Here is a 22,761-nt window from a genome sequence, read left to right as displayed (position 1 = left end):
TATTCACATCACTCATTAGGCAAAATCTTAATTGCACCTGAAGGATCGTACTGAGCCATGCATAGATCGTCTTTATTCAATGCTTCATGAGCATCTTGATTGCTTTCACTGAATTGTGAGTAAGGAGCGCGATACTCTTTAATCAAACCACTCACCGGTTGTTGCATGCTTTCCAACGCCTCCTTAAGTGATACACGGTTAGCATGCGCGTCGTCCGTCAACTCAACAGTCTTAGCTGCACTGATTAGGATAGAAGCTAAATCGTAGCCATGTACAAAACCTGCTGGCGCAGGGATGTGTGCTGATGAAATATCTTCTGGGAAAAGGCGCTGAGCACGTTGAAATACGTCGCGGTTGAAGTCATTGGACGGTGAACTATAAAAATTGAAACAAGACTGGATGAAACGAAGAGTAACCTTGTCTCTAGCATCAAAAGGAACCACTTGCTGGAACTTTCCTCCAGTGATCCCCCAGTGGCTATACACTTTAGGCGGTGAATCCAATTGAGACAAAGCATCAATTAATTTGGCCCCCTCGATAGAGTTACCAACAAATAAGACACACTCCGCTTGTTTTTTCGCTAGGTCAGATGCGATAACTCGCGCATTCGCGTCGTCAATTCCCCAGTTAAACCATTGGGTCTCTGCTTCAACTTTTGGGTGTTCGCTGATCGCATTAGTCATATTTACCGAGTTAGATTGCCCCCAAGGCGTCGACTCCAATAATAGGTCTAACTTTTGGCAGCCATCATCCAGTGCATAATCAACCAGCTTACTTCCGACTTTCTTATCATCGACTGACAGTCTGAATACAAAGTTCTCTGAAGAAGGGTATCGAGTGATAGGCGCACCTGCCGCCCACGGGTTAAGAATCAGGAGGTTTGCTTGGTTAATGTACTCTCGGTATTTAATAAGTGGGGGGGAGTGTAATCCGGCAAATAGCACAACCGCTGATGGATCCTTTTCATAGAGCCCCATATTACGCTTACTGCGTACCACATTACCGCGGTGATCAAGTTCAACAAATTCTACCGGGATTCCGTTTAACTGATTGCCCACTTCATCAAAGGCGGTCTTAACCCCCATTTCTATCGAGCGAGCGGATTCATAGTGAGAGGTTCGGTCCGCATCGAAATAAATTTTTAATTTTTCAGGGGACGAATGAGCGAAGAATGTGGCAAACCACAGCAACGAAATTAATTTAACGTACATTTACAATCCTTGTAGGTAGACGTTTAATATGAATAAGTTATGTTTGAGCTATCACGCTACTAAGTCAACTTGTTTATTAAACGATAGAGTGGATAGCCATATAATTGAGTCTTCGGTCAATTATTTAGGCATATTTACTTATGCTGAAACGCCTTCAAGCTCCAAATTGCTGTATTCGAGTAACGCATAACTTTGAAGCTCACCAAGAAGGTACCCCAGATTAACAAAACCGTACCAACACCTTGTTTTTGTTATAAGAACTTTAGTTCATATTTATGATTATTGCCTTGTTTACCAGCAAATATATCTCCATCTATTCTCCCTTTATTCCTTCGCCCCACACTCCACCTTATAAATTGAAATAAAAAAACCCACGCTTAATAAGCTATGGGCTTGTGATAAGTCTTTTTATTAGACACTTGATGAGTGTTCAACACCGTCAATAATCAGGCTGAGATAGGTTTAAGATCCTCAATCCAAGCATCGAGTTCGATGCCAAAGTACTCTTTTAACGCCGATAAGTAAGATTCATCTTCTTTCAATTCTATCTCTGTCGTCATCCCACCTTGAATAAGCTTCAAACTGTGGTTGAATAGAATGGCGATGCCGTTTTCTAACGGGAAAGTGACAACTCGATTTAAGACAAAGAGAGATTCCGGGTAGTTCGAAACAAAAAAGTTACTGTTCTGGATATCACCATTGCAGACGTGGGTCATATCAAAGCTGTACAAGTTCTGCCAAGCAAGATCGCCTTGTTCATTCTCCTCAAGGATTTGCAGCATACTTCCAAACACTTCGTCCCTGACTAACCTAAAGGTTTGGAGGTCGGTTTTTATTTCAGTATCAAACGTCAGCGGTAAAGGCGCTCTAGGAGTGTGTGAACCGAAACCAGTATCGACAATCCACACTTGATTCTCTAATTCCACTAAGTTGAATTGATGGCTTCTGCCCGTAGGTTCCGGCCCTTTATGAACCCGTGCCAGCATCCTTTGAGCTTTAAAGCCGATCGATTGTAAAACTTGAAACATCAGTTCATTTAGTTCGAAGCAGTAGCCTCCACGCTCGTGATACACCAACTTATCAATGATGTTTTCAAGCGCCAACGAGACACCCCGCCCCAATTGGATATCGAAGTTTTCAAAAGGCATTCGACGATGTTGCGCATTGTGTAGCTTGGTTAAACCTTCAACCGAATGTGGCGGGCTGTCGACCAAACCCACCTTAGTAAAATATGCAGACAAATCATTTGTGTTCATCATTCTTTGAGCAACCTCAGTACTATTCACGTCACAGCTTAGAGATCAAACATACACTCTTTTATCTCTAACGCCCGACTCATATTTGGGATGACACACACCATAAAACCTAAACCTAAGTTGAGGTCAATAGGTTATTTTTCAATCTGATAGCTTTATCCATTTAGAGACGAGGTATTGAGCAAATTAAGAAAACTATTTGCTTAAATGAGACACGGTGTTTACTTGCTTACTAGCCACGGCATACATCACGCAGCTGGCTAAACAAATGCCACCCATCATTAAATAGCCAACATTCAAACCAAAAAACTTAACGCTGAGTCCTGCAATTAAGTAAGTAAACAGCCACCAAAAATGAGTCAAAGAAAAGTGAGCGGCAAAATAAGGGCCTGTGTCTTCATCTCCACAGGCATCGGTGATCAACAAGCCCGCCGACGTTTGAATACAAGACATACCAACGCCCATCGCAAGGCACATCAAGCCAAACCCGACCCAGCCAGGGGTAAAACTTCCCAGAGCAAATGAAACGCAGATGGTGATCAAACCAATCCAGTGAAAATGCTGTGGCGAATGCCGCTCTAACCATTTAGGCAATCGAAGCGCCATAACCATAGAACCTAACCCCACGACCATCATCGCAAGCGCGGTTTGAGTTTCGTCGCCATGAAGTACTTCATGGACATAAATAACCGTGTTCACGAGCACCATCGCAGATGCACTTGCAGCAGCTAAATACGCAAACCATAGCGCACGCAACGTTGGCTTACGTAGGTAATCTTTCATCCCCTGTAATACACTCAACTTGCGTTGACTTCGCGTATGATCAGCCGTGTTTTTTAAGCTTGGCAATGTACACAGTAAAATCAGGACACCGGACAACACAAAGGTCGCCGCATCCAACATAAAGAGTTGTCTGAAACCGATGAGGCTCAACAGCAACGCGGTAAGCATCGGACTAAAGATTTGCTCCAGATCATAAGCCATACGGCTGAAAGACAGGGCTTTGGCGTATTGAGTTTTATCAGTAAGTACTAGTGGAAGCGTTGATTGAAACAAAGGAGTAAACCCCGCTGAACACGCGTTGATAACGAACATCAATACATAGACTTCCCACACTTCGGTGACAAAAGGTAAGCACACAAACATCAATGCTCGCACCAAATCTAATGCCACTAAGGTTTTTCTTTTCGGCAAGCGGTGAGCAATCGCCCCAAACACTGGAGCCAAGCCAATATACGCCAGCATTTTTAATGCAAAAGCGATACTCAGCACCATTCCCGCTTCTTCACCCGCTAAGTCATACGCTAACAGGGCTAAACAAATTGAGCTCATTCCCGTTCCGACCAGCGAGATGATTTGAGCGGACAACAAACGCAAATAGTTTCGGTTGTGCCACATTGAAGGCAAGCTTGTCTGGGTGATCATTCTATACCTCCACGCGGTCAAGCAGTTCGCCAACTAAGGAACTGAACCATAGTTTAATACTGTCCACCACACGGCCGAACCACGAAGCTTCTTCAACTGTCTCGCTCGCCACTAAAGGATAGCTAGCAACAGCTGAACCTTGGTTCTTCCATACCACTTTGCCAATTTCTTCTCCCTGCTCAATGGGAGCAGTCAATGGCGTATTTAAAACCACCGTTTTCTCAAGGCTATCTGCCATGCCTCTCGGTAAGGTTAAATAAGCATCTTCAGCGACCTCTGCTTGAATTTGGTCACTACTGCCTTTCCACACCTTAACTGTAGATTCTGCTTGCCCCTTTTCCATCACTTGCTTGGTGTCATAAAAGCGGAAGCCATAATTCAGCAAGTTCTTTGAAGAGGTAATTCGAGCTTGCTTGCTCGACGTACCCATCACCACCGAAATCAAGCGCATGCTACCTTCAGTCGCTGAACTGACTAAGCTGTAGCCTGCATTTTCGGTATAACCCGTTTTACCACCATCGACGTTAATGGATTTATCCCACAGCAGTTTATTACGGTTATATTGAGTGATCTCATTCCACTCAAATAAACGTTCTTGATACAAGGTATACACGTCTGGTACCTGATTAATAATCGCCTTCATCAAGATGGCCATATCGGCCGCTGAAGTTTGAATACCATCCGCGTCTAGGCCATGAGCATTAACAAACCGAGTGTCTTGCAACCCTAAAGAATCAGCCCAGCCGTTCATTAAGCTTACGAAAGCTGCTTCACTACCTGCCACATGCTCGGCAAGCGCCACGGAAGCATCATTCCCCGATTGAATAATCACTCCGCGCATTAAGTTAGCGACGGTAATTTCATCACCAGGCTGGATAAACATTTTGGAGGAATCTGCAAAGTTGGCAGACCACGCTTTCTCACTGACCGTGACTTTATCTCCCCACTTGAGTCGCCCTGCATTTATTTCTTTTCCGATCACGAACGCCGTCATCAGCTTAGTTAAACTGGCAGGGGCAAGAATCGCGCGAGCATTTTGTTCGGCGATGATCGTACCCGACTGGAAATCCATCAGCACATACCCTTTCGCTTGCAGCTCTGGTGGATTAGGCGTAACCACGGCAAAGGCCGGCATCACCGTAAGTAAACTAGAAAGGCAGAGTACGCGCCTAGCTCTTTGAATCACCGTATTCCGTGATTTCGCATGGCGGGGCTTTATGCTGGTTTCTAGGCAAGTCTTTAACATTACGCTTCCTCCAAACACAGAGCCGCGACATCACCAATGTATTTCTGGCGGCCCACTTTGTTGGTGGTAATGTGCTGATGCGTTTCGGTGCCTTTCCCGCACACTAAGATCAAGTCTCCTTTACGGCTCAATTGCTTGGCTAGGCTGATCGCTTCTTGTCGATCCGATATTTCATAGCAAAGGGTATCGCCGACCTGAGAGGTTAACGCTCGAAAGATGTCTTCTTGCATTTCGCCCAGAGGGTTATCAGAGGTAAACACCACCACATCTGAATGATGAGCGCATAATTTACCAATTTCAGCCGCATCGCGAATTCGGTCTCCGGTTACCCCCACCACAGTGATCACTCGCTCTGATGGCGCACTTTCAATGTCATTGTATAGGGCATTTAGGCCATCAAAATTATGCGCATAGTCTACGAGTGCAACCACGCCATTGTTCAAGGTAAAGTATTTCGAACGCCCATCAGGGGGCACAACATATTCTAATGACTGAGCCACTTTGGAAAACGACCAACCAAGCGCCAGTAGAGAAGCCGCCATTGCCAAAGAGTTTTCGACATTAAAACGAAAAGGCATTCGCGAGCGAACGAGCTTACTTTGGCCTCGATAATTCAAAGTAAATCGAGCACCAAAGCGGCCGACTTGCATGTCATTAATGCATAAATCGGCTTCAGGGTTATTGATAGAAAAAGTGAGTGTTTGAACTCGATATTTAGCCCGTTCCATGGCCACATGTGCGTGAGCATCATCTAAGTTGATCACCGCAAAACCATTAGGTTTAATGCGATCTATGATTTGTAGTTTGGCCTGAACATAGCCATCTAACGTGCGATGATAATCTAAGTGATCACGGCCAATATTGGTCACAATACCAACTTCCAGTGGCACGAAACCGGCTCGGTCTTGCACGAGCGCGTGGCTACTTAGCTCCATCACGCTGCATTGCACCTCACTCTCCACCATCTCGTTAAACAAATTAAGTAACGTCACACCATCAGGGGTGGTGTTGGCGAGTTCCCATTTTTTATCCCCAAATTCGACGCCTAACGTACCAATGTAAGCACTCGAAACGGATTGATTAAGGATTTGATTCAGGCCATGAGCGACCGTGGTTTTTCCATTGGTGCCCGTCACACCAAGGTGACGAATGTGATGATGAGGATATTGATACACCGCTTTAATCAATGACAGGCTTTGGTAGTAACTCTCAGTAACAAACACTGGCACGGAGGCTTGCACAGGCTTGGTTGCGATAATGGCAATTGCGCCATTGGCCACCGCGCTCTCGATGTAGCCATGGCTGTCGTGAGCAGCACCCTCACGACAAACAAATACATCGTTAGGTCGAATAGATTCACTATTGGTTAAAAACTGCCTAACTGAAAGCTGTGATAGCCGCTTTACATACCCTTTTAATTTTTCACTCAACATCCGCTTTATCTCTATTGATTCACTAGGATTTTTTGATTGAGTTGAGTATATTTCCAGTTAGTAAATCGATGAAATCGAACAAATCAATGAACACTATCAGTGAGTTTGATAACCCAAATATGTGCAGCTTGGAGAGTGAAAGTGAAAGAATTAAATTGGCGCGGCATCGACTTAAATCTACTGCTCACTTTCGATGCACTGTTTCGATTGGGCAGCGTATCTGCCGCCTCCAAAGAGTTACATTTGGGGCAACCAGCCACCAGTTACAATCTAAAAAGGCTGCGAGAGCTACTGAGTGACCCTTTGTTTGAGCGCCAAGGAAACATCATGATTCCTACAGCTAGAGCCAAAGAAGTCGCGCCGAAAGTGCAACAGATCTTAGCGATTTTCACTCAAGACATTCTGCCCACTTCCCGCTTTGAGCCCGCTCATTATCAAGGCAAATTTGTTATCGGAGTCAGCGACTATGCTGAACAAATATTTGGCCCTGAGATTTTCGATACCTTGCAGCAAGTCGCTCCGCATAGCCAAGTGCTACTTAAACCGGTTGATAGCGAAAACTGTGTCGAATTATTAGAAGAACAAGATACCGATATATGTATCGGCGTGTTTAATCAGCTCCCTAACCATGTAGACACCACATTTCTATATCGAGAAAAACACTTATGTACTTTCGACAACCGAGTACTTAAAAGTCAACTCCCGATCCCGTTAGATACTTATCTAGATACACCACAAATGATCATCACCGCCAATCAGAACCTCACCAGCCAAGTCGATGCCACACTCGAAAAAATGGGGGTAAATCGAAATGTCGTGCTCGGCACCACGCGTTTTTTCACCATTCGACGTATGTTGTCAGGGAGAAATGTTCTCGCGGTAATGGCCGAAATGGTTGGTCGCTCTGAACTGATAGATGATGATTTAGTGCTGTGTGCTCCCCCTATCGATATTCCCGATTTTGATATCGATATGGTGACGTTAAAGCGCAATAGCAGCCATCCTAGAATTGCGTTTTTGTCATCTTTAGTGAAGACGCTTATCCAGAATAAGGTTGGAGAGTTAAGAGCGAGCACTGCCCATTAAAAATGGAAGATCAGTGCTCGTGTAATGTCAGCGCGAGGGCTAATCAAGAATGATATGAGGAAGGTAGCGAGACATATCTTGGGTGACTAAAGAGCTGTCTTCACGAATCGAAATTCCCGCTGGCTCATCATTAATTAGCCAGCTTCCCACTAAGGTGTAGTTATCGCCAAACTTAGGCAACGGGTGAAAGGCTTGGATAATATGCCCTTCTTCGCCATAAGGGCCTTCGGTATCTAGTACTAACTTATTATCCCTCACCACTTGAATATTCGCCCCTTCACGGGAAAACAATGGCTTGATGACATGGTCTTTCAACTCGCCTTGTCGCAGCGTTTTGAGTTTGGGATCGTCAGCGAAATAGGATGCCAATAAGTTAGGATGATCAGGAAACTTTTGCCACAACAAAGGCAATAATGCTTTATTGGAGATAATCGACTTCCACATAGGTTCAAGCCAGTTCACTTTCGCGCTCTCCAAGTACTGAGCGTAATCTTCTTGGAACATAAACTCCCAAGGATACAGCTTAAACATCCAGCGAATCAGGTTGTCGTCGGTATCGGTGAACTCACCATCACTCGTTAATCCGATGTCTTCAATATGCACGAACTTGGTGTCTAAACCCGCTTCAATCGCACAATCTTGCATGTACTGCACAGTACCACGATCTTCTTCAGTATCTTTACAACAAGAAAAGTGCAAAGTTTGTCCCGGCTGTAACCGAGACAACTCTTGAAAGCGCGACATCATCAACTCTTGCAGCAAATTAAATTGGTCTGAGTCTCGTCTTAACTTACCCGATTTCACTAAGTCTTCTAGCCAAAACCATTGCCAAAAGCCCGTTTCAAACAATGACGTTGGCGTATCAGCATTGTTTTCATAGAACTTCGCTGGGCCACGACCATCGTACGCGAGATCAATCCGAGAATAGAGAGAAGGCTCTTTACGCTTCCATGAGTCCAGAACGTTCTGCCACATCGGCTCAGGAATTTGAAAGCGCTTGAGCCAATACTCATCTTTAACAACGGTATCCACCACATCGAGACACATTTCATGGATCTCTTTGGTCGGTTCTTCCAAGTCTTCCTCAATTTGCTTCAGGGTAAACTGGTAGTAAGCCGTTTCGTCCCAATAAGGTTCGTCGTACATACTGTGGAACCCGAAGCCAAACTCGGCTGCTAGCTGCTTCCAGTTTTTTCTTGGTGTTGAATTAACTCGAAGCATTAACCGCCCCAGCTCTTACTAGAACTCTTCGAGCTGCTCCAGCTCGATTTTGCTGACACCGTAGAGCCAAATCCACCACGAGAAATGGTGCGTTTAACCGCTGGCTTAGGCTTAAGATCGTCACGGCTCACCGAAATTTTACCGCGCTTATATGTCTTACCGTAATTACGACCGTCTGAAGAGATCCAGTCCCCATAAAACACGCTGCTTGGGTAAGTCGAAGTGAACATTGGCTGCGAATAGTAGCGGCGGTCATCGATTAAACGGCTAAACATAAAGCCCGCCATTGCAGGCATGAACCAGTTGTTTTGCTGCGTCGCGACACAGCCACTAAAACCGAATTCATGTGCACAGTCGTTTAATGTTTTGAATTTTGGCGACGTTCGTTCAGCTTCAACCAAAGCATCTTGATAAGCGGCTCTACACTCAGCCGTATAACCAGGGTGATCGCTGATGCATTCATCAATGGTGCCATAGATGTTGGTGCTCACTGAATCGTCACTACAGCCTGACAGCACTGCGGTCGTCACCGCGACCGAAACCGGGGCCAAATTAAACTGGCGCCAATTTTTACGCATTTCAGGCAGAATTACATTTTGGCTACGTTTCATCACGCCTCCTAGTAAGTCATACAAGCAGCGTTCAAAAGACCAATAGCAATAGACATTGAGCCCATTACGATTCCGGCTGGAATTTCATTTGCTTTAATTCGTTCTACCAGCTTTGGCATAAAACCAAAACGGACAATGGCAAATGCAATTAGCTGAGCAATCAATGCCACCACGCCCCAGATTGCAAAATCGATCAGGTTAACAGAGTTAGAAGCCGCGCTCGCAATCGCTAAGCTGTAGCCGATAAACGCACCAGAAAGCGTTAAACCTGCCGCAACATTTTGCTCTTCTTTCACTAGCTTCCACTCGTCATAAGGAGTGAAACGAATGTAGACAAATTTAAAGAGCAGCAACAGGCCAATAGATAATGCGAAATACAGTGCAAACGCACCAAGTCCAGCAAGCGAGTCGAGTAACTGAGACATAATCCTTCCTTTATGGATGATGAGATTTAAAAATAGTAATTAGCTAATCAGAGCGAAATCAGTAGGGGTCAAGTTGATGCCAGTGCTAGTAACAACACAGCGCTCAAGCTGGTTATTCACCACAATTTCTTCAGCACTCACCACCAGCGATTCAAAAAGGTCATCTTGCGCTTCACGTTCGTAGACCATTACGAACTGATCAGTTTTAGTGATGTTGCCAGATTGATCCCATGTCGTTTCTGTCATAGGAACAGGGCGTACGTTTTCCCACACTTTTTCAAACTGATTGCCTTCCAAAGTTTGGCTAGGTTGCACAACGCCTGTCGCCAGCAGTTCTTCCCACTGTTTATCTGTATCGATCGGTTTTGATTCGTAGAAATACCAAAGCTTCACTTCTACGATGTCGGCTTCACTGGTGCCATTTTGCAGAATTTGTACATAGCCTTCGTCATCCGTATAAAAACGAACCAAGCGGCTTTGGTTATCGAGTTTCACTTCACCAACCGCTTTGATAATTTGTGTTCTAGACGCCCCTTCAATAGTCAAGCTAGGTTCGATGATTTTGAGCCGTAAATCATCAAGCTCAAAGGCTCCGCCCAGCCGTAAACCCAGCACTTCTGGCGCCACTGGTTTTTGGACTTCTTCAGCTTTTTGTTTTTTGAACCAACCAAACATAGGTCACTCCGTATCGATGGATCCCCTTCAATAAAAAAGCGTAACTCCAAGTCAGGGGATACCTCTTCCTTAGCCGTTACGCTTTCTACTAACAAGAATCTAACCAGTCAGTTTATTTACCAAGAATGCGCGCTAACTCGTCTTCAGCTGAACTCGTGCCGCCACCCACAATGCCCGCTTCCGCCAGCTTTTTGTCTAGGCTGCTACCCGATTGTTCTTCTTGTAACTCTTGAGACGCTTCAAACTGAGCTTGGCGCTCATCTTGACGACGTTTGATACGATCTAACGATTCAACTGCTGTATGCATTTTTGCATTCGCGCCAACGTTCGTCGCAGATACCGCTGCCTGCGCTTTTTGAACCGCTTCATTCGCTTTCACGACATCAACTTGCTGTTCTAGCTGACGCAGCTTGTCTTTAGCTTGCGCGATATTAGTACGCATTAATTGTTCAGATTGAGTGAACTGCTGTAAGTAAGCTTCTTCCGCTTGTTGCTCATTGCGGAGCGTAGCCACTTTAGTTGCACACTCTAGAGCAAGATCTTGCTGGCCTTTTTCCATCGCAGAGCGAGCATGACCTTCATATTCAGCAATGCCAGTATTGAAGCCATTAACCTTTTGCTCAGACATCTTACGTTTCGCGATAATGCTCACTAGCGCTTCATCTGAACGGCGAAGCTCTTCTTTCGCTTCACGGATCTCTTGGTCCAAAATTCGTAGTGCTTGGTTGTCTGCAACCGCTTCTGCCGCTTCGTTCGCGCCACCTTTAATTGCAGTAAATAACTTTTTCCATACGCTCATGCTAAACGTTCCTTATAGGTATTCTTGGTAAAGATCGATGAATGCTTCGACATTGCGGAATAACGTCGCTACTTCAATCACAACACTTTCTTTCTTCGATTGAGATGAAAGCGAACCAAATGCCGTGTAGTAGCTATCGCCATTGACATCGTTAATACCGATAGTCGATAGAGGAAACATTTTGTGTGTGCGCAGAATCGTTTCATTCAGAGCATTGACGTCTTTCACTTCAGATTGATTAAACAGAAGTACTTCAACTAGGATCTGTTCGCCAGCTACAGCTAAGAACGCATTAATGCCATCTTCATTGGTGATCACCAATGACTGTTCTGCGGCCTCAATACTCCAACCATGATGCTCACCTAAGATTTCCTGTAGATCACTAATTTGCCAGTTCATTGTTGTTCTGCCCTTTGATGTTAATAATCAATAATTGCTTGGCTCTTGGAGTTGCCTCACTGATACCAATTTCTGTTTAGGACGCTGCCACTACATTCCACAACGGATAAGTTGCGTGCGCCCAAAGTAAACGCTAAACATTACATATGAATAGTAATGAGAATCATTTTATAAATAGAGAGTAACTGTTTAATTTATTTCTAGTCAATCACTTAGCTATTATACATTTATTTTATTATGCATTTAGTTACTCTTATCACTCATCGAATAAAAGAGTGACTGACACTTCTGATATCAAAATCCGTACAGCATTCTAAACTTAAGACAAAATAACCCAACCAATATACGTATTCAATACTATATAAATTAAGGAAGTGGCCTATAGCCGATAGGCGATCTAAACCATATAAACCTTAGTTCATAGCTGATCGATGTGCTTACTTGAGCTTCACAATACGAGACAATAAAAAACCCGTTTGCCATTACAGCAAACGGGTTTCGAACAAAGTCGTTGGCCAGCCGATCTAAACGGCGGTTATTCAACGTTATATTTTAAAAGTGTTGGCTAAGTTTTTCAGAGATGTCGCCAGCTCAGCTTGCTCTTTTGCAGTTGATGCAATTTGCGTTGCGCCTGTGGTCGACTCTGTTGATTTTTCTTCGACCGTCATAACGTTTTGAGCGATATCTTGCGTTACGACCGCTTGTTCTTCGGTTGCCGTAGCAATTTGCTCTGCCATGCTAAAGATTTCACTGACTGCAGCCGTGATCCCTTTTAGGGTCTGTTCTACATCACGAGAATCTTCTACCGCGGTGGCCGCTTTCTTCTGGCTACTGTCAATAACATTGAACGCTGACTGCACGTCTGATTGCAATGAGGTGATGAAGCCTTCAATCTCTAGAGTCGATTCTTGAGTACGTTGCGCCAGGGTTCTTACTTCATCAGCAACAACGGCAAAGCCTCGGCCTTGTTCACCTGCACGAGCCGCTTCAATCGCAGCATTCAACGCAAGTAAATTCGTTTGTTCAGCGACCGACTTAATCACATCGATCACGTTATTGATATTGTTGCTGCTTTCGTGAAGGTGCGTAATTTTCTCGGCCAAACCATCAATTTCTGTCGCCAGTGTTTCGATTGATTGGTAAGAATTTTGAACCGTCGCTAGACCACCTTGCGCTTGTTCATCTGCGTCTTTCGCGGATTCTGCGGTTTGTTGAGTTTTGGTTGCCACTTCGTTTACGGTTGCCGATAACTCCTCAGTTGCGGTCGCAATCAAGCCAATTTGGTCTTGCTGCTCTAGCATCGAGTTAGAATTGTATTGGCAAGTTTGCGAAGTTTCTTCTGCGGCCGAGGCCAACGTCATACTTGAGTTCGACAGGTTATCAATCACTTGAGAGAACTTTTCTAACGTGGCGTTTAAAGACGCTGATATTTGGCCTAATTCACTTGGGCCTTCATGCGACGCTCGTACTGAAAGGTCGTTACCATCACGTACACGAGCCATAACAGATGTCAGGTTTTTCACGCGTCTAGTTAAATCGCTAATGGTTTTCACGCTTACGTAGCCAGCAATCAAAGTGATCAATGAGCAAAGCACGATGCTAAAAATCATAGCCGCTTGCGCACTGCTTGCCTTCTGTTCCGTTAAATCGATCAGCGAGTTAGCGATTTTCTTTTCCGCTTTGGTCAGCTGAACAATTCGCCCGGTAGACTGAGCAAACCAATACACAGGATCGACATCGAAGCCACTGGCCTTCGATTTGGCTAACTCTCGTAACTTCTCGACTTCAACAACAGAGCTATCTTTTAACTGCTGTTCAAAGAAACGAACATTGTCGTCATTAGTCAATACATTAAAGTTACTGAAGTAAGTATTCTGCTCGGTCACGAGAGAAATGAATTTAACCAACATACCAGGGCCGAATTCATTTTTTGAGAAAGTGTTATTGAGTACTGCACGTTCAATACCCGCGCGCTCTTTACCTTGAAGAAAATTGTAATACGCGACAGTTTCACGAGTGATTTCTGAATCACTACTCAAGTCAGCAATGAGACCAGACACACTCAGCAGTTTCGCGTTCAATTGTGTGTAGTAGGCCAGTGCATCCGACAGTGCTATCGACTGTGAATCCACTTGGCGACGAATAGAGTCAATATTATTTAAGCTTTGGCTGATTGCTTGATTAAGCTGAGTGATCGAGCTCATCTCGATATCATTTGATTGCCAAAAACTGGTACGTTGGTCGCGCTTACCGTCCGCAGCACGACGTTGAGATTGTAGCTCGCTACCAAACTTCTGGCCTTGAGAGCCAAGGTAGCCAGCGGTCATGCCGCGCTCTTTTTGCAGTTCGTGCACCAGTTCACTGTAGACAACAGACAAACGAGTGAGCTGATTAAGAGAGGACATTTCTTGAGTGGTTGAGACACTTTGGGAGATGGCTGAGGCACTCAACCATAAAAAGCCTAAAATCGGTAACGCGAGCAAGATGATGATTTTTTGCTTAAACGAAATTTCGGATAGATTCATTGTTATATTCCTAGCGGCACATGACGTAAATTCAGAGAGGTTGATGTCCTTATCTAGTGCAAGGTCTTATCAAGGTGATGAAAATATTCACATACCTCGGGCTTAGCAATAGCCCTAAATGAGTACAAACTTACTTATTTGTCTTAAAACGGCTAATCCATAAAGCTTATCAATGTTTTATAGATTCCGATCACACTATAGATGAGGAACAGGATGCATAGTAATAATTAGTAATTCCTTATGTATTGTAAACTAAATTATCAATAAACCATACAAACTAAGCGGTTTTATTTCTATCTTCTTGCCTTACAATTTTGATAGTGATCAAGCCCGTTTGCTCGCTGGAACGCCATACGTCTGCATTGTATTCAATACACGCTTTTTTGGTTTGGCTATTTATAAAACCAACAGCAAGCTTGCCCTAAATTCAGCGGATATTATCTCGCTAATATTTGCCCTTTCTGGCTATTAGTCTGATATAACTCAAATAGTTAACTGGCCTCTTTAGCTGACTAAAAGTCAATCACATTAAGAATTTCGACGCCCTTCGAAGACCAAAGCTTAAGTTCTCTTCCATACCTAACCGTGATTTTCCAATGTCGTCTTTAACAGATAAATGCAGCCTGCAATGAGAGGAAATTACTATTCATCGAACCATGAACTAGGCACTTTTACGGCTACCAATTCACTCTCAACACAGATTTTTCCCTCAGACATCAACTGACAACTCAGGGTAATCTTATTTTCTTTTGCCTCCGTTACCCTTGCCCTCAAGAGTACAGCTTGGTCTATTGCAACAGGCTGTTTAAACGAGACGTTGAGTTGACCAGTCGCGAACCAAATACTTTCTCCGCAGCCAATGTCTCGCCCAGCCATTTGGTAACCTTTAGCGATCGCGGTACACACGCAGTGACAATCAATAATGGTAGAAATGATCCCACCGTTTAGATAGTGAGTAGGACCCGCTGAGTGATGAGGTGAAGGGTGGAAAATACACACCGAGACATCATCTTGCTCCCAATGGCTTTTGATTTGCAAACCATGTTCATTGTTAGGGCCGCAACCATAACAATGATTATGGGGGATAGAGTCTTGAAACATATGAGGGATAGTCATAGCGCTCCTTGCTTAATCACAGTTCACCTCATCTAGTATGACCCAACAAATAAAACTCGCTGTGAGATTAAACAACATGAAAAGAATAGAAAGACTTAACCGATTCTAATCTTTGGCTTTTATTTGGATTTCCCTCAATAAGCATCACGGCAATTTATAAATCTGTTAATATTTATATATCAATACTTTGTGTTTCGGTGGCTAAAGTGAATTTACCCAGTCGGTTTGTAATTTGTGCAGCGCTCTTTATTGTGATTGGGTCAGTTGGTATCTATTGGACACACTTGAGTAAAACCTTAAATGATCATCAACAGCACTTACTGCTAAGCGACATTATCAACGCCCAAGCCAATGCGTTTGAACGAACACTTACTCAATCTTTAGCGGCGACACACATACTGGCGCTAGAAGTTCGCCAGCAAGGCGGCGACATTAAAGACTTCGAAGTCATATCTGATGAGATTCTCAAAAATGTTGGCGGGATCTCTAACCTACAGCTGGCACCAAATGGCATCATCCAAAAAATCCACCCTCTCGAAGGCAATGAAAGAGCCATTGGTCATAATATCTTGGTGGATGATAAACGTCGTGATGAAGCGTTGCTTGCCATCGAGCAACATAAGCTGACCTTAGCGGGCCCATTTGAACTGATTCAAGGCGGTATAGCAGTAATAGGTCGAAATCCCGTTTTTCTTGGCGAAGGATTAGAACAGCGCTTTTGGGGCTTTACGTCAGCGTTAATCTTCTTAGAAGACTTACTCGATTCTACCGATTTGGCTCAACTGGAAACTAAGGGTTATCGCTACGAATTGTCACGTGTCTCTCCCGAAACCAAACAAACAGAAACCATCGCCCAATCAAAAGGCACCCTTACCTCCCCTTCTCGCTCTAGCATCATCAATGTTCCCAATGCTACTTGGACGTTAGCCGTTAGTCGCCCCGACAGCAGCCACGCTTGGCTCTCTTTTCTCGGGTATGCCGCGAGTATTACCATCGCGTTTGCCTCTTCTTGGGTCATGTGGTTTGTGCTACGCCAACCTGAACAATTGCAAAAAGTCGTTAAACAGAAAACTCGTGAGCTAGAGCAAATCGCGTTGTATGACTACCTAACCGGGCTTGCGAACGGCCGACTGCTCAACATGTATTTGAAACACACGATTAAACAAACCAGTAACGGAACCCAATTGGCTGCATTGCTTTATTGCGATCTCGATGACTTCAAGCGCATCAATGATTCGTTAGGACACGAAGCTGGCGATAACCTACTCAAGCAAATCTCTGAACGTTTAACTTCAGTAGTGGGTAAAGATGATGTCGTGGCGCGCCATGGCGGCGATGAATTTACTATATTGCTCAGCGAGTACGGCACTGTTGAAGAAATAGAGGCCATCGCCAACAAACTCATCGAGATCATTTCTCAGCCAGTTGTACTCGGCAAAAAACAATTTTCAGTGTCTGCGTCAATTGGTATCACAATGATCCCGTCTGATGGGTTGGACGTTACAACCTTAATTCGCAATGCCGATATGGCAATGTACGCAGCAAAGAAAGATGGCAAAAACAATTACTGCTTCTTCAATAGCACGTTACGCGATAAGGCCATGCATAAAGCTTCTATCGAAGAAGGGCTAAGCAGCGCCATACTCAATAAACAATTCGTGCTTCATTATCAGCCGATTGTCGATTTCAGTAACGATAAGATCTGTGGCTATGAAGCGTTAATACGTTGGAACAGGCCGAAAGAAGGCCTATTGTATCCAGACCAATTTATCGGCATTGCGGAAGAGTCTGGCAAGATCATTGATATTGGCTATTGCGTCTTTAGAGAGGTGTGCAAAGTCGTAAAAATGCGTCAACAGCACACCGCAGAAAGCTATCGCATTTCAGTTAACCTATCCCCCAGACAGTTTACGGATGTCGACTTGCTCGACAACATTCGCCAAATCATCGATGAAGTCGGCGTCGAGGCCAGTTATCTTGAAATCGAAATTACCGAATCGACCTTGATGGAAAACGTTGAAGAAGCAATCGACATATTGCACCGACTGAAAGAGCTCGGCGTGTCTGTCGCCATTGATGATTTCGGCACGGGCTATTCCTCATTAGCAATGCTGAAACGACTGCCTGTCGACAAGCTCAAAATCGATCGTAGCTTCGTCAACGAAATGGATTACAACCGCTCGGATCAAAAAATTGTTCAGGCATTAATTTCAATGGCGCACACCTTGCAAATCAGTGTCACTGGCGAAGGTATTGAAACCGCCGAGCAACTCAAATTACTCAAGCAGTATGGTTGCGATTACGGGCAAGGGTATTTATTTAGTAAGCCCGTTCCTATCGCACAATTAGAAAACTTCACTTAGGCATTAGCTCTGAGTGTGCCTATTAAATAACCCATATTTGATAATCCACACCAATAATAAAATCAGAAAAATAAGCCACTGAAAAGTAAAGACATATCTTCATAACAGACTGCGTTTTCTATCCAACACGAATATTGAGACACCTCTCACAAGTGTGCAATTGAAGTCACTCTGTTTCACATAAAACCCTACATAGCTCTTACTTTTAGTGGCACTGAACTCTTACTATTTGCAGTTCCTTTTCCGATTAAAAGTAATCACTCCATGTTAAAAAAACACCTTTTAGCTTCAACCATTTTTCTTGCGTTATCTGGTAACGCCTTCGCCGCTGATGGCGATATCGTGGATGTTACAATTCTTGGTACGTCTGATTTGCATGGTCATTTCATGCCTTGGGATTATGCCGCTGACAAGCTCAACATGCGTGGCAGCCTTAGCCAAATCGCCACAAAAGTGAAGACGATTCGAAACGAGCAAGATAATGTGATCTTGGTGGATGCCGGAGATACCATTCAAGGTAACTTTGTAGAAACCTTTAAAGATGAAACCACTTCTCCAATGATGCTGGGTTTCAACGAAATGGACTACGACGTATGGGTTCTTGGCAATCATGAGTTCGATTTTGGGCTCAAGGTTCTCAACCGTTCATTAACTCAATTCCAAGGCGAAGCTTTAGCGGGCAACATTCAACGCCCTGACGGTAACCCTTTCTTACCAGCTTATAAGATCATCGAAAAACAAGGGATCAAAATTGGTGTTATTGGTATGGATACGCCAATGACCCAAGTGTTTGCCGAAGGTACAAACCGACTTGGTGGTATGACTTTCACCAACCCTTCTCTTGAAGTGAAAAAGGTTATCTTGAAGATCGATGACCAAGTGGATGCTATCGTGCTCGTCGCGCATATGGGGCTAGACAACGAAAACAATATTGCCGATACCGGTGTCACTGACATTGCAAACGCAAACCCAGAATTAGATGCCATCATTGCAGGGCACATGCACACCAGAATCGACAAAGTCACGGTAAATGGCGTTATCGTTACAGAACCTGATAAATATGGCCGCGCTCTTTCACGAGTCGATTTGCAGTTTGAAGAAAAGAATGGCCAATACACTTTGGTCAACAAAGACAGCTTTACCTACAAGATCGATGGCATTAAGTCAGATGAGAAAATGGAGGAGCTTTACGCGCCTTACCATAAGCGCCTACGTGAAAATGCCAACCGAGTAGTAGCACAGCTAAGTGGCGTCGACCTAGTGCCTGAGAATGAGATTAAAGGTATTCCTCAAGTTCACATCCAAGACACTGGCATCAGCGCCTTATACCAAGAGGTGGGGATGCATTACGCGCCAAAAGCTAACGTGATTGCATTACAAATTGATAATGACCGTGCAGAGCTAAACGTTGGTGAAATCAAAGCCAAAGACATTGCCTACAACTACCAATATGCGGGTGGTGAAATCACGGTTTATAAAATGACGGGCAAAGAACTGAAAACCTACATGGAATGGTCAGCAGGTTATTTCAATAGCGTTAAGCCTGGCGATGTGACTTACAGCTTCAACCCAGAGCGCCGCGCATCTAAATACTCTACCAATGATTTCTTTGCAGGCGTAACCTACACCATCGACCTTACACAGCCAGCAGGCCAACGTATCACAGATCTGCAGTTTGCCGATGGTAGTAGCATCACCAATGACACTCCAATTCGCATCGGTATGAATAGCTACCGCATGGGCCACCTAACCAAAACAGGCGGTATTTTAGAAGGCAGAGAGTTCCCTGTTTTATCGGATACCAAAGAAGAGTTCGGTGAAGAAAATGGCACAATTCGTAACCTGACCATTCGCTACCTAACTGAAGTAAAGCAAGGCCAATACCAAGGCAAAGCGATGCAACGCTGGAAATTGGCTGGCTTAGAAGGATTTAACGAAGAGCGCGAGATAATAAAAGGGCTTATCAATGACGATGAAATCAGCGTTCCGACGAGTGAAGATGGCCGATACACCAACACCGCTTCGATTAACGTCAGCGATAAGAAGTTCACCAATACTAAAGCGCTTGAGTCGTATCTAACAACCAAGCAAAGCCAATTGGCAAACGCCACCTCCGATGCAGAAAAAGCTCGCATCCAGCGTGACATTGCTATTGCTACAGCAATTAACTAGTGCGTTAATTTGGCAAGTTCCTCGACCCAAAGTAATAACTCCTATTAAACGTCATTAAATAGGAAGAACATACGACGGATGAGCGACACATCCACATGAAGAAAGCCCACTCTCGCTATGCAGCAATTAGAGTGGGCTTTTTGTTTACTAATCGTTCGAGGCGCGCCAATCACGATATTCCAATATCCGCAGCCCTTGAGGGGCACTATCGTCTTCTAGATCCGGTAGTAACCCGTAAGCGTATTTATTGTATTCATCGCGACCACCATGATTAACAGACAACTTGACGAAATCATTGCCAATATCCACAGGCAATTCAAACGAGGTACAAATATCTGCAACATTGACGTTCAATTGCTCGGCATACTCGGCAACCGAATCCACATAAGTGATTTCGCCAAATTCAAACTTACTGTATACCGATGTCAATTGTTGGCAGTTTAAGTTTCCACCCAAGCGAGTGATGATGATCTCTGCTCTATCACTATAAAGAACGGGTATCATGTTCAGTGAATGATACTCACCACTGATTGGAGCGGATAATTCGACCGCACGATAAAAGTCACTATGATACGAATAAAGCTTAGCGACTAATCGATTGACCGTAATTGGCTCATCGTAGTATTGGATAGCGTTAAACTCAGATTCAGGGGTTAGGCCATTGCTCACTAAGTAACGCTGAACCTGCTTATCATTCACTTCATGATCTAAGATGTTACTCACAAGTTCGCGACCGATCGCTGAATGCTGAGGGTACTTATCGTTGTACGCATAAAGCTTAGAATCAGCCATAGAGTATTGGCCTACAATCTCGCTTGGTTCTTGTGACGGGCATTTTTCCCCAACTTCACCTTGCAAGCGATACATCGTGCCATTGGCGAGCTTAAGCACCTCACAATACGTCACGTCCACGTATTTATTCGTCACCACTCGATACAGCTTCTTGCTTTCTAGGTGCGTAAGATCCAGTGAGTCAGAAGGTACGGCCGCATCTTGAACATCGGGTAAGTTCAACGCGACGGCTTTCGCTGCGCTGCCAACAGTGGTCGCTGTCACCAAAATGGTATAGTCGGAATCATCCTCCGAGGCCGATTTCGCTGGCGTACCTTTAACCACCAGACCACCTTGCCCAGTTCCCTCTAATGCCATGCCGTTACTGACGGCATTAGAAGCATAAGAATACGTTAGCGTTTCATTACTAGGGGCAGTAAACAATGAGCTCAAATCAATGGAGTAACCTTCTCCCAAATCGTAGCCTTTCGCTAGCTGCCATTGATTGATTTCTGCTTGAAGAATTTGCTCAGCGTTTTCGTCTACTTCAGGAAAATCAATATCGGTCGCTTCAACACTGAATGTAAAAATGGCGACTTGCGCGTTCAGCTGCTGCGAGTCCGGCGCTAAAGCCACTTTCAACCTAAACTCTCCTGCTTTGCTGATTGCATCCGTTGAGTTCATACCGACATTGAGCTTGCCAGTCGAAATATAAGCGATTAAACCTATTTCCTGCCCTAAGCTATCCACGATAGAGGAGTTAATAGCGGTATTGAGCGAAAGCAGATTCGTATCAATGGAATCTAAATCATTATCTTTAAACAGCTCTGTAATATCGATGGAGAAGAAGGTGACTGGCTTAGCTGACGTTTGCCCATAACTCAAGGCGAGTTGATCAAACTGTTGCTGCACCTGCTGTGAAATGGTTTCGTCGACATAAGTTTGGTAAGAAGGCGTTTCCACATCTGTCGGATCGCCATTCACGGGCGCTCTGAAGTTCGGGTCGCGCTTTTGCTCATCGGTCATGCCATCCACAGCTTGCTTAGCATCTTGAGCAAACTCTTTGGCTTTTTGGCCATAACTCGAAGGATTCGCAACTTTAGAAGCTGTTAAGATCTGCGCAATTTTATGTAACGTAGCATCCGCACCTTCGCCAGAGACAAAGTCTTTATACAAATCGGCATCGGTATTTAGGCCAAGTGCATTGCGAATCGACGTCAGCGCTTGCTCTTCAGTAATTGGATTTTGTGTCGTTCCTGCGCTCATTTCTGAGTACACAAGATCTGACAAAGGTGAAATGGTATTGGATGAATTAGGGCTACGAAGTACAAACTCGCTATCTAGCGGCTGCGATGGCCTATCCATATCGACAGTAAATACATGCTCGTATTTAGAATCGATAGACGCGAGATACGATTGAGCCGCCTCACCTAGTACTAAAGTTTGAATCGCAAGCGTACCACTTGGCTTGGTAGAGCCTACATTGACCTGGCCATTTTCATCGGTCAAACCAAGTAAGGTGTCGTCGTTGGCGTTAAAAACACCATCGTCATTTAGGTCGACAAACATTAATGCATTTTTTAAATATCCATCGAAAGCAGTAAGTGACACGCTATCTGATGCCGAACTGGACGAGTCGCCATCTCCTGAGCCACCACATGCCGCAAGCGTTACAGCAACCGACATTGTGAGTAAATTCTTTTTAAACATTCACTTAACAGATCCATTCAAATTATCGATGGATTTTTATAACACATGAATTTTATAAATTATTTGAACTATTGAATGATTTTCATTTCAATATAATGAGAATTGAATCAACAGCATAACTTTTCATGTAACACGCAGGGCACGTACAACAGCTGACTGTCTTTAGACTTATTATTACAAATACGTAAAGATCATTTTCATTTTGGTGGGATTATCAATTTTCCATAAACCCCTATACTGGCTCCAACAAAACGAGACAGCGGAAACAAACAAGCTCGACTAACCTTAAAGCGAATGACTTCACGACTCTCCGTGAA

General features: G+C 44.2%; 17 protein-coding genes. 3 read left to right on the top strand and 14 right to left on the bottom strand.

Going from position 1 to position 22,761, the window contains the following annotated elements:
- Positions 1 to 8: 8 nt before the first annotated feature.
- The 5 genes from ELZ11_RS22470 to ELZ11_RS22450 all read right to left on the bottom strand — a co-directional run bounded on the left by ELZ11_RS22470 (position 9) and on the right by ELZ11_RS22450 (position 6,571).
- Positions 9 to 1,211 (bottom strand): ABC transporter substrate-binding protein, encoded by a 1,203-nt coding sequence (locus tag ELZ11_RS22470; protein WP_137359622.1) that lies wholly within the window; start codon positions 1,209 to 1,211, stop codon positions 9 to 11.
- 446 nt (positions 1,212 to 1,657) lie between these two features.
- Positions 1,658 to 2,467 (bottom strand): arylamine N-acetyltransferase family protein, encoded by an 810-nt coding sequence (locus ELZ11_RS22465; RefSeq protein ID WP_137359655.1) that lies wholly within the window; start codon positions 2,465 to 2,467, stop codon positions 1,658 to 1,660.
- A gap of 195 nt (positions 2,468 to 2,662) precedes the next feature.
- Positions 2,663 to 3,892 carry an MFS transporter gene (locus ELZ11_RS22460; protein ID WP_137359621.1) on the bottom strand — a complete coding sequence of 410 codons (1,230 nt, stop codon included), beginning with the start codon at positions 3,890 to 3,892 and terminating at the stop codon, positions 2,663 to 2,665.
- Position 3,893: 1 nt separating this feature from the next.
- Positions 3,894 to 5,027, bottom strand: a complete 1,134-nt coding sequence (locus ELZ11_RS22455; protein ID WP_137359654.1) for a D-alanyl-D-alanine carboxypeptidase family protein — start codon at positions 5,025 to 5,027, stop codon at positions 3,894 to 3,896.
- Between the two features lie 110 nt (positions 5,028 to 5,137).
- Entirely contained in the window at positions 5,138 to 6,571 is a 1,434-nt protein-coding gene (locus ELZ11_RS22450) for a Mur ligase family protein (protein ID WP_137359620.1), read from the bottom strand.
- A 141-nt stretch (positions 6,572 to 6,712) separates the two neighbouring features.
- Here ELZ11_RS22450 and ELZ11_RS22445 point away from each other — a divergent pair, with 141 nt between their 5' ends.
- Positions 6,713 to 7,657, top strand: coding sequence for a LysR substrate-binding domain-containing protein (locus tag ELZ11_RS22445; protein ID WP_137359619.1), 945 nt, complete (start codon positions 6,713 to 6,715; stop codon positions 7,655 to 7,657).
- 39 nt (positions 7,658 to 7,696) lie between these two features.
- Here ELZ11_RS22445 and ELZ11_RS22440 read toward each other — a convergent pair whose 3' ends face one another.
- The 8 genes from ELZ11_RS22440 to ELZ11_RS22405 form a co-directional block, all read right to left on the bottom strand.
- The gene (locus tag ELZ11_RS22440; protein WP_137359618.1) at positions 7,697 to 8,878 is read right to left on the bottom strand and encodes a glutathionylspermidine synthase family protein; all 1,182 of its coding nucleotides are present in this window, start codon (positions 8,876 to 8,878) and stop codon (positions 7,697 to 7,699) included.
- Complete coding sequence (locus tag ELZ11_RS22435) at positions 8,878 to 9,489, bottom strand: DUF1190 family protein (RefSeq protein WP_137359617.1); 612 nt, start codon at positions 9,487 to 9,489, stop codon at positions 8,878 to 8,880. The genes ELZ11_RS22440 and ELZ11_RS22435 overlap by 1 nt, the downstream gene beginning before the upstream one ends.
- 8 nt (positions 9,490 to 9,497) lie before the next feature.
- On the bottom strand, positions 9,498 to 9,914 hold the full coding sequence (locus tag ELZ11_RS22430; RefSeq protein WP_137359616.1) for a DUF350 domain-containing protein: 417 nt from the start codon (positions 9,912 to 9,914) through the stop codon (positions 9,498 to 9,500).
- Between the two features lie 39 nt (positions 9,915 to 9,953).
- Positions 9,954 to 10,589 carry a YjfK family protein gene (locus ELZ11_RS22425; protein WP_137359615.1) on the bottom strand — a complete coding sequence of 212 codons (636 nt, stop codon included), beginning with the start codon at positions 10,587 to 10,589 and terminating at the stop codon, positions 9,954 to 9,956.
- Between the two features lie 112 nt (positions 10,590 to 10,701).
- Positions 10,702 to 11,388: a PspA/IM30 family protein gene (locus ELZ11_RS22420; RefSeq protein ID WP_137359614.1), complete on the bottom strand. Its 687-nt coding sequence runs from the start codon at positions 11,386 to 11,388 to the stop codon at positions 10,702 to 10,704.
- Positions 11,389 to 11,400: 12 nt separating this feature from the next.
- The gene (locus ELZ11_RS22415) at positions 11,401 to 11,787 is read right to left on the bottom strand and encodes a DUF2170 family protein (RefSeq protein ID WP_137359613.1); all 387 of its coding nucleotides are present in this window, start codon (positions 11,785 to 11,787) and stop codon (positions 11,401 to 11,403) included.
- 545 nt (positions 11,788 to 12,332) lie between these two features.
- Positions 12,333 to 14,312, bottom strand: coding sequence for a methyl-accepting chemotaxis protein (locus tag ELZ11_RS22410; protein WP_137359612.1), 1,980 nt, complete (start codon positions 14,310 to 14,312; stop codon positions 12,333 to 12,335).
- Between the two features lie 642 nt (positions 14,313 to 14,954).
- A complete protein-coding gene (locus ELZ11_RS22405; protein WP_137359611.1) occupies positions 14,955 to 15,428 on the bottom strand; it encodes a PaaI family thioesterase in 474 nt (157 codons plus the stop codon).
- Between the two features lie 284 nt (positions 15,429 to 15,712).
- Between ELZ11_RS22405 and ELZ11_RS22400 the strand changes: the two genes are divergently transcribed.
- Positions 15,713 to 17,791, top strand: a complete 2,079-nt coding sequence (locus tag ELZ11_RS22400; protein WP_244291709.1) for a bifunctional diguanylate cyclase/phosphodiesterase — start codon at positions 15,713 to 15,715, stop codon at positions 17,789 to 17,791.
- 264 nt (positions 17,792 to 18,055) lie between these two features.
- Complete coding sequence (locus ELZ11_RS22395; RefSeq protein WP_137359609.1) at positions 18,056 to 19,963, top strand: bifunctional metallophosphatase/5'-nucleotidase; 1,908 nt, start codon at positions 18,056 to 18,058, stop codon at positions 19,961 to 19,963.
- Between the two features lie 147 nt (positions 19,964 to 20,110).
- On the opposite strand, the gene ELZ11_RS22390 is transcribed toward ELZ11_RS22395, so the two are convergent.
- The gene (locus ELZ11_RS22390; RefSeq protein WP_137359608.1) at positions 20,111 to 22,444 is read right to left on the bottom strand and encodes a hypothetical protein; all 2,334 of its coding nucleotides are present in this window, start codon (positions 22,442 to 22,444) and stop codon (positions 20,111 to 20,113) included.
- Positions 22,445 to 22,761: the final 317 nt, after the last annotated feature.

This window comes from Vibrio profundi (assembly GCF_005281835.1).
Taxonomy (GTDB): domain Bacteria; phylum Pseudomonadota; class Gammaproteobacteria; order Enterobacterales; family Vibrionaceae; genus Vibrio; species Vibrio profundi.
Note: the sequence above shows the minus strand (reverse complement) of the source record. Positions and strands in the feature narration are given on the sequence as shown.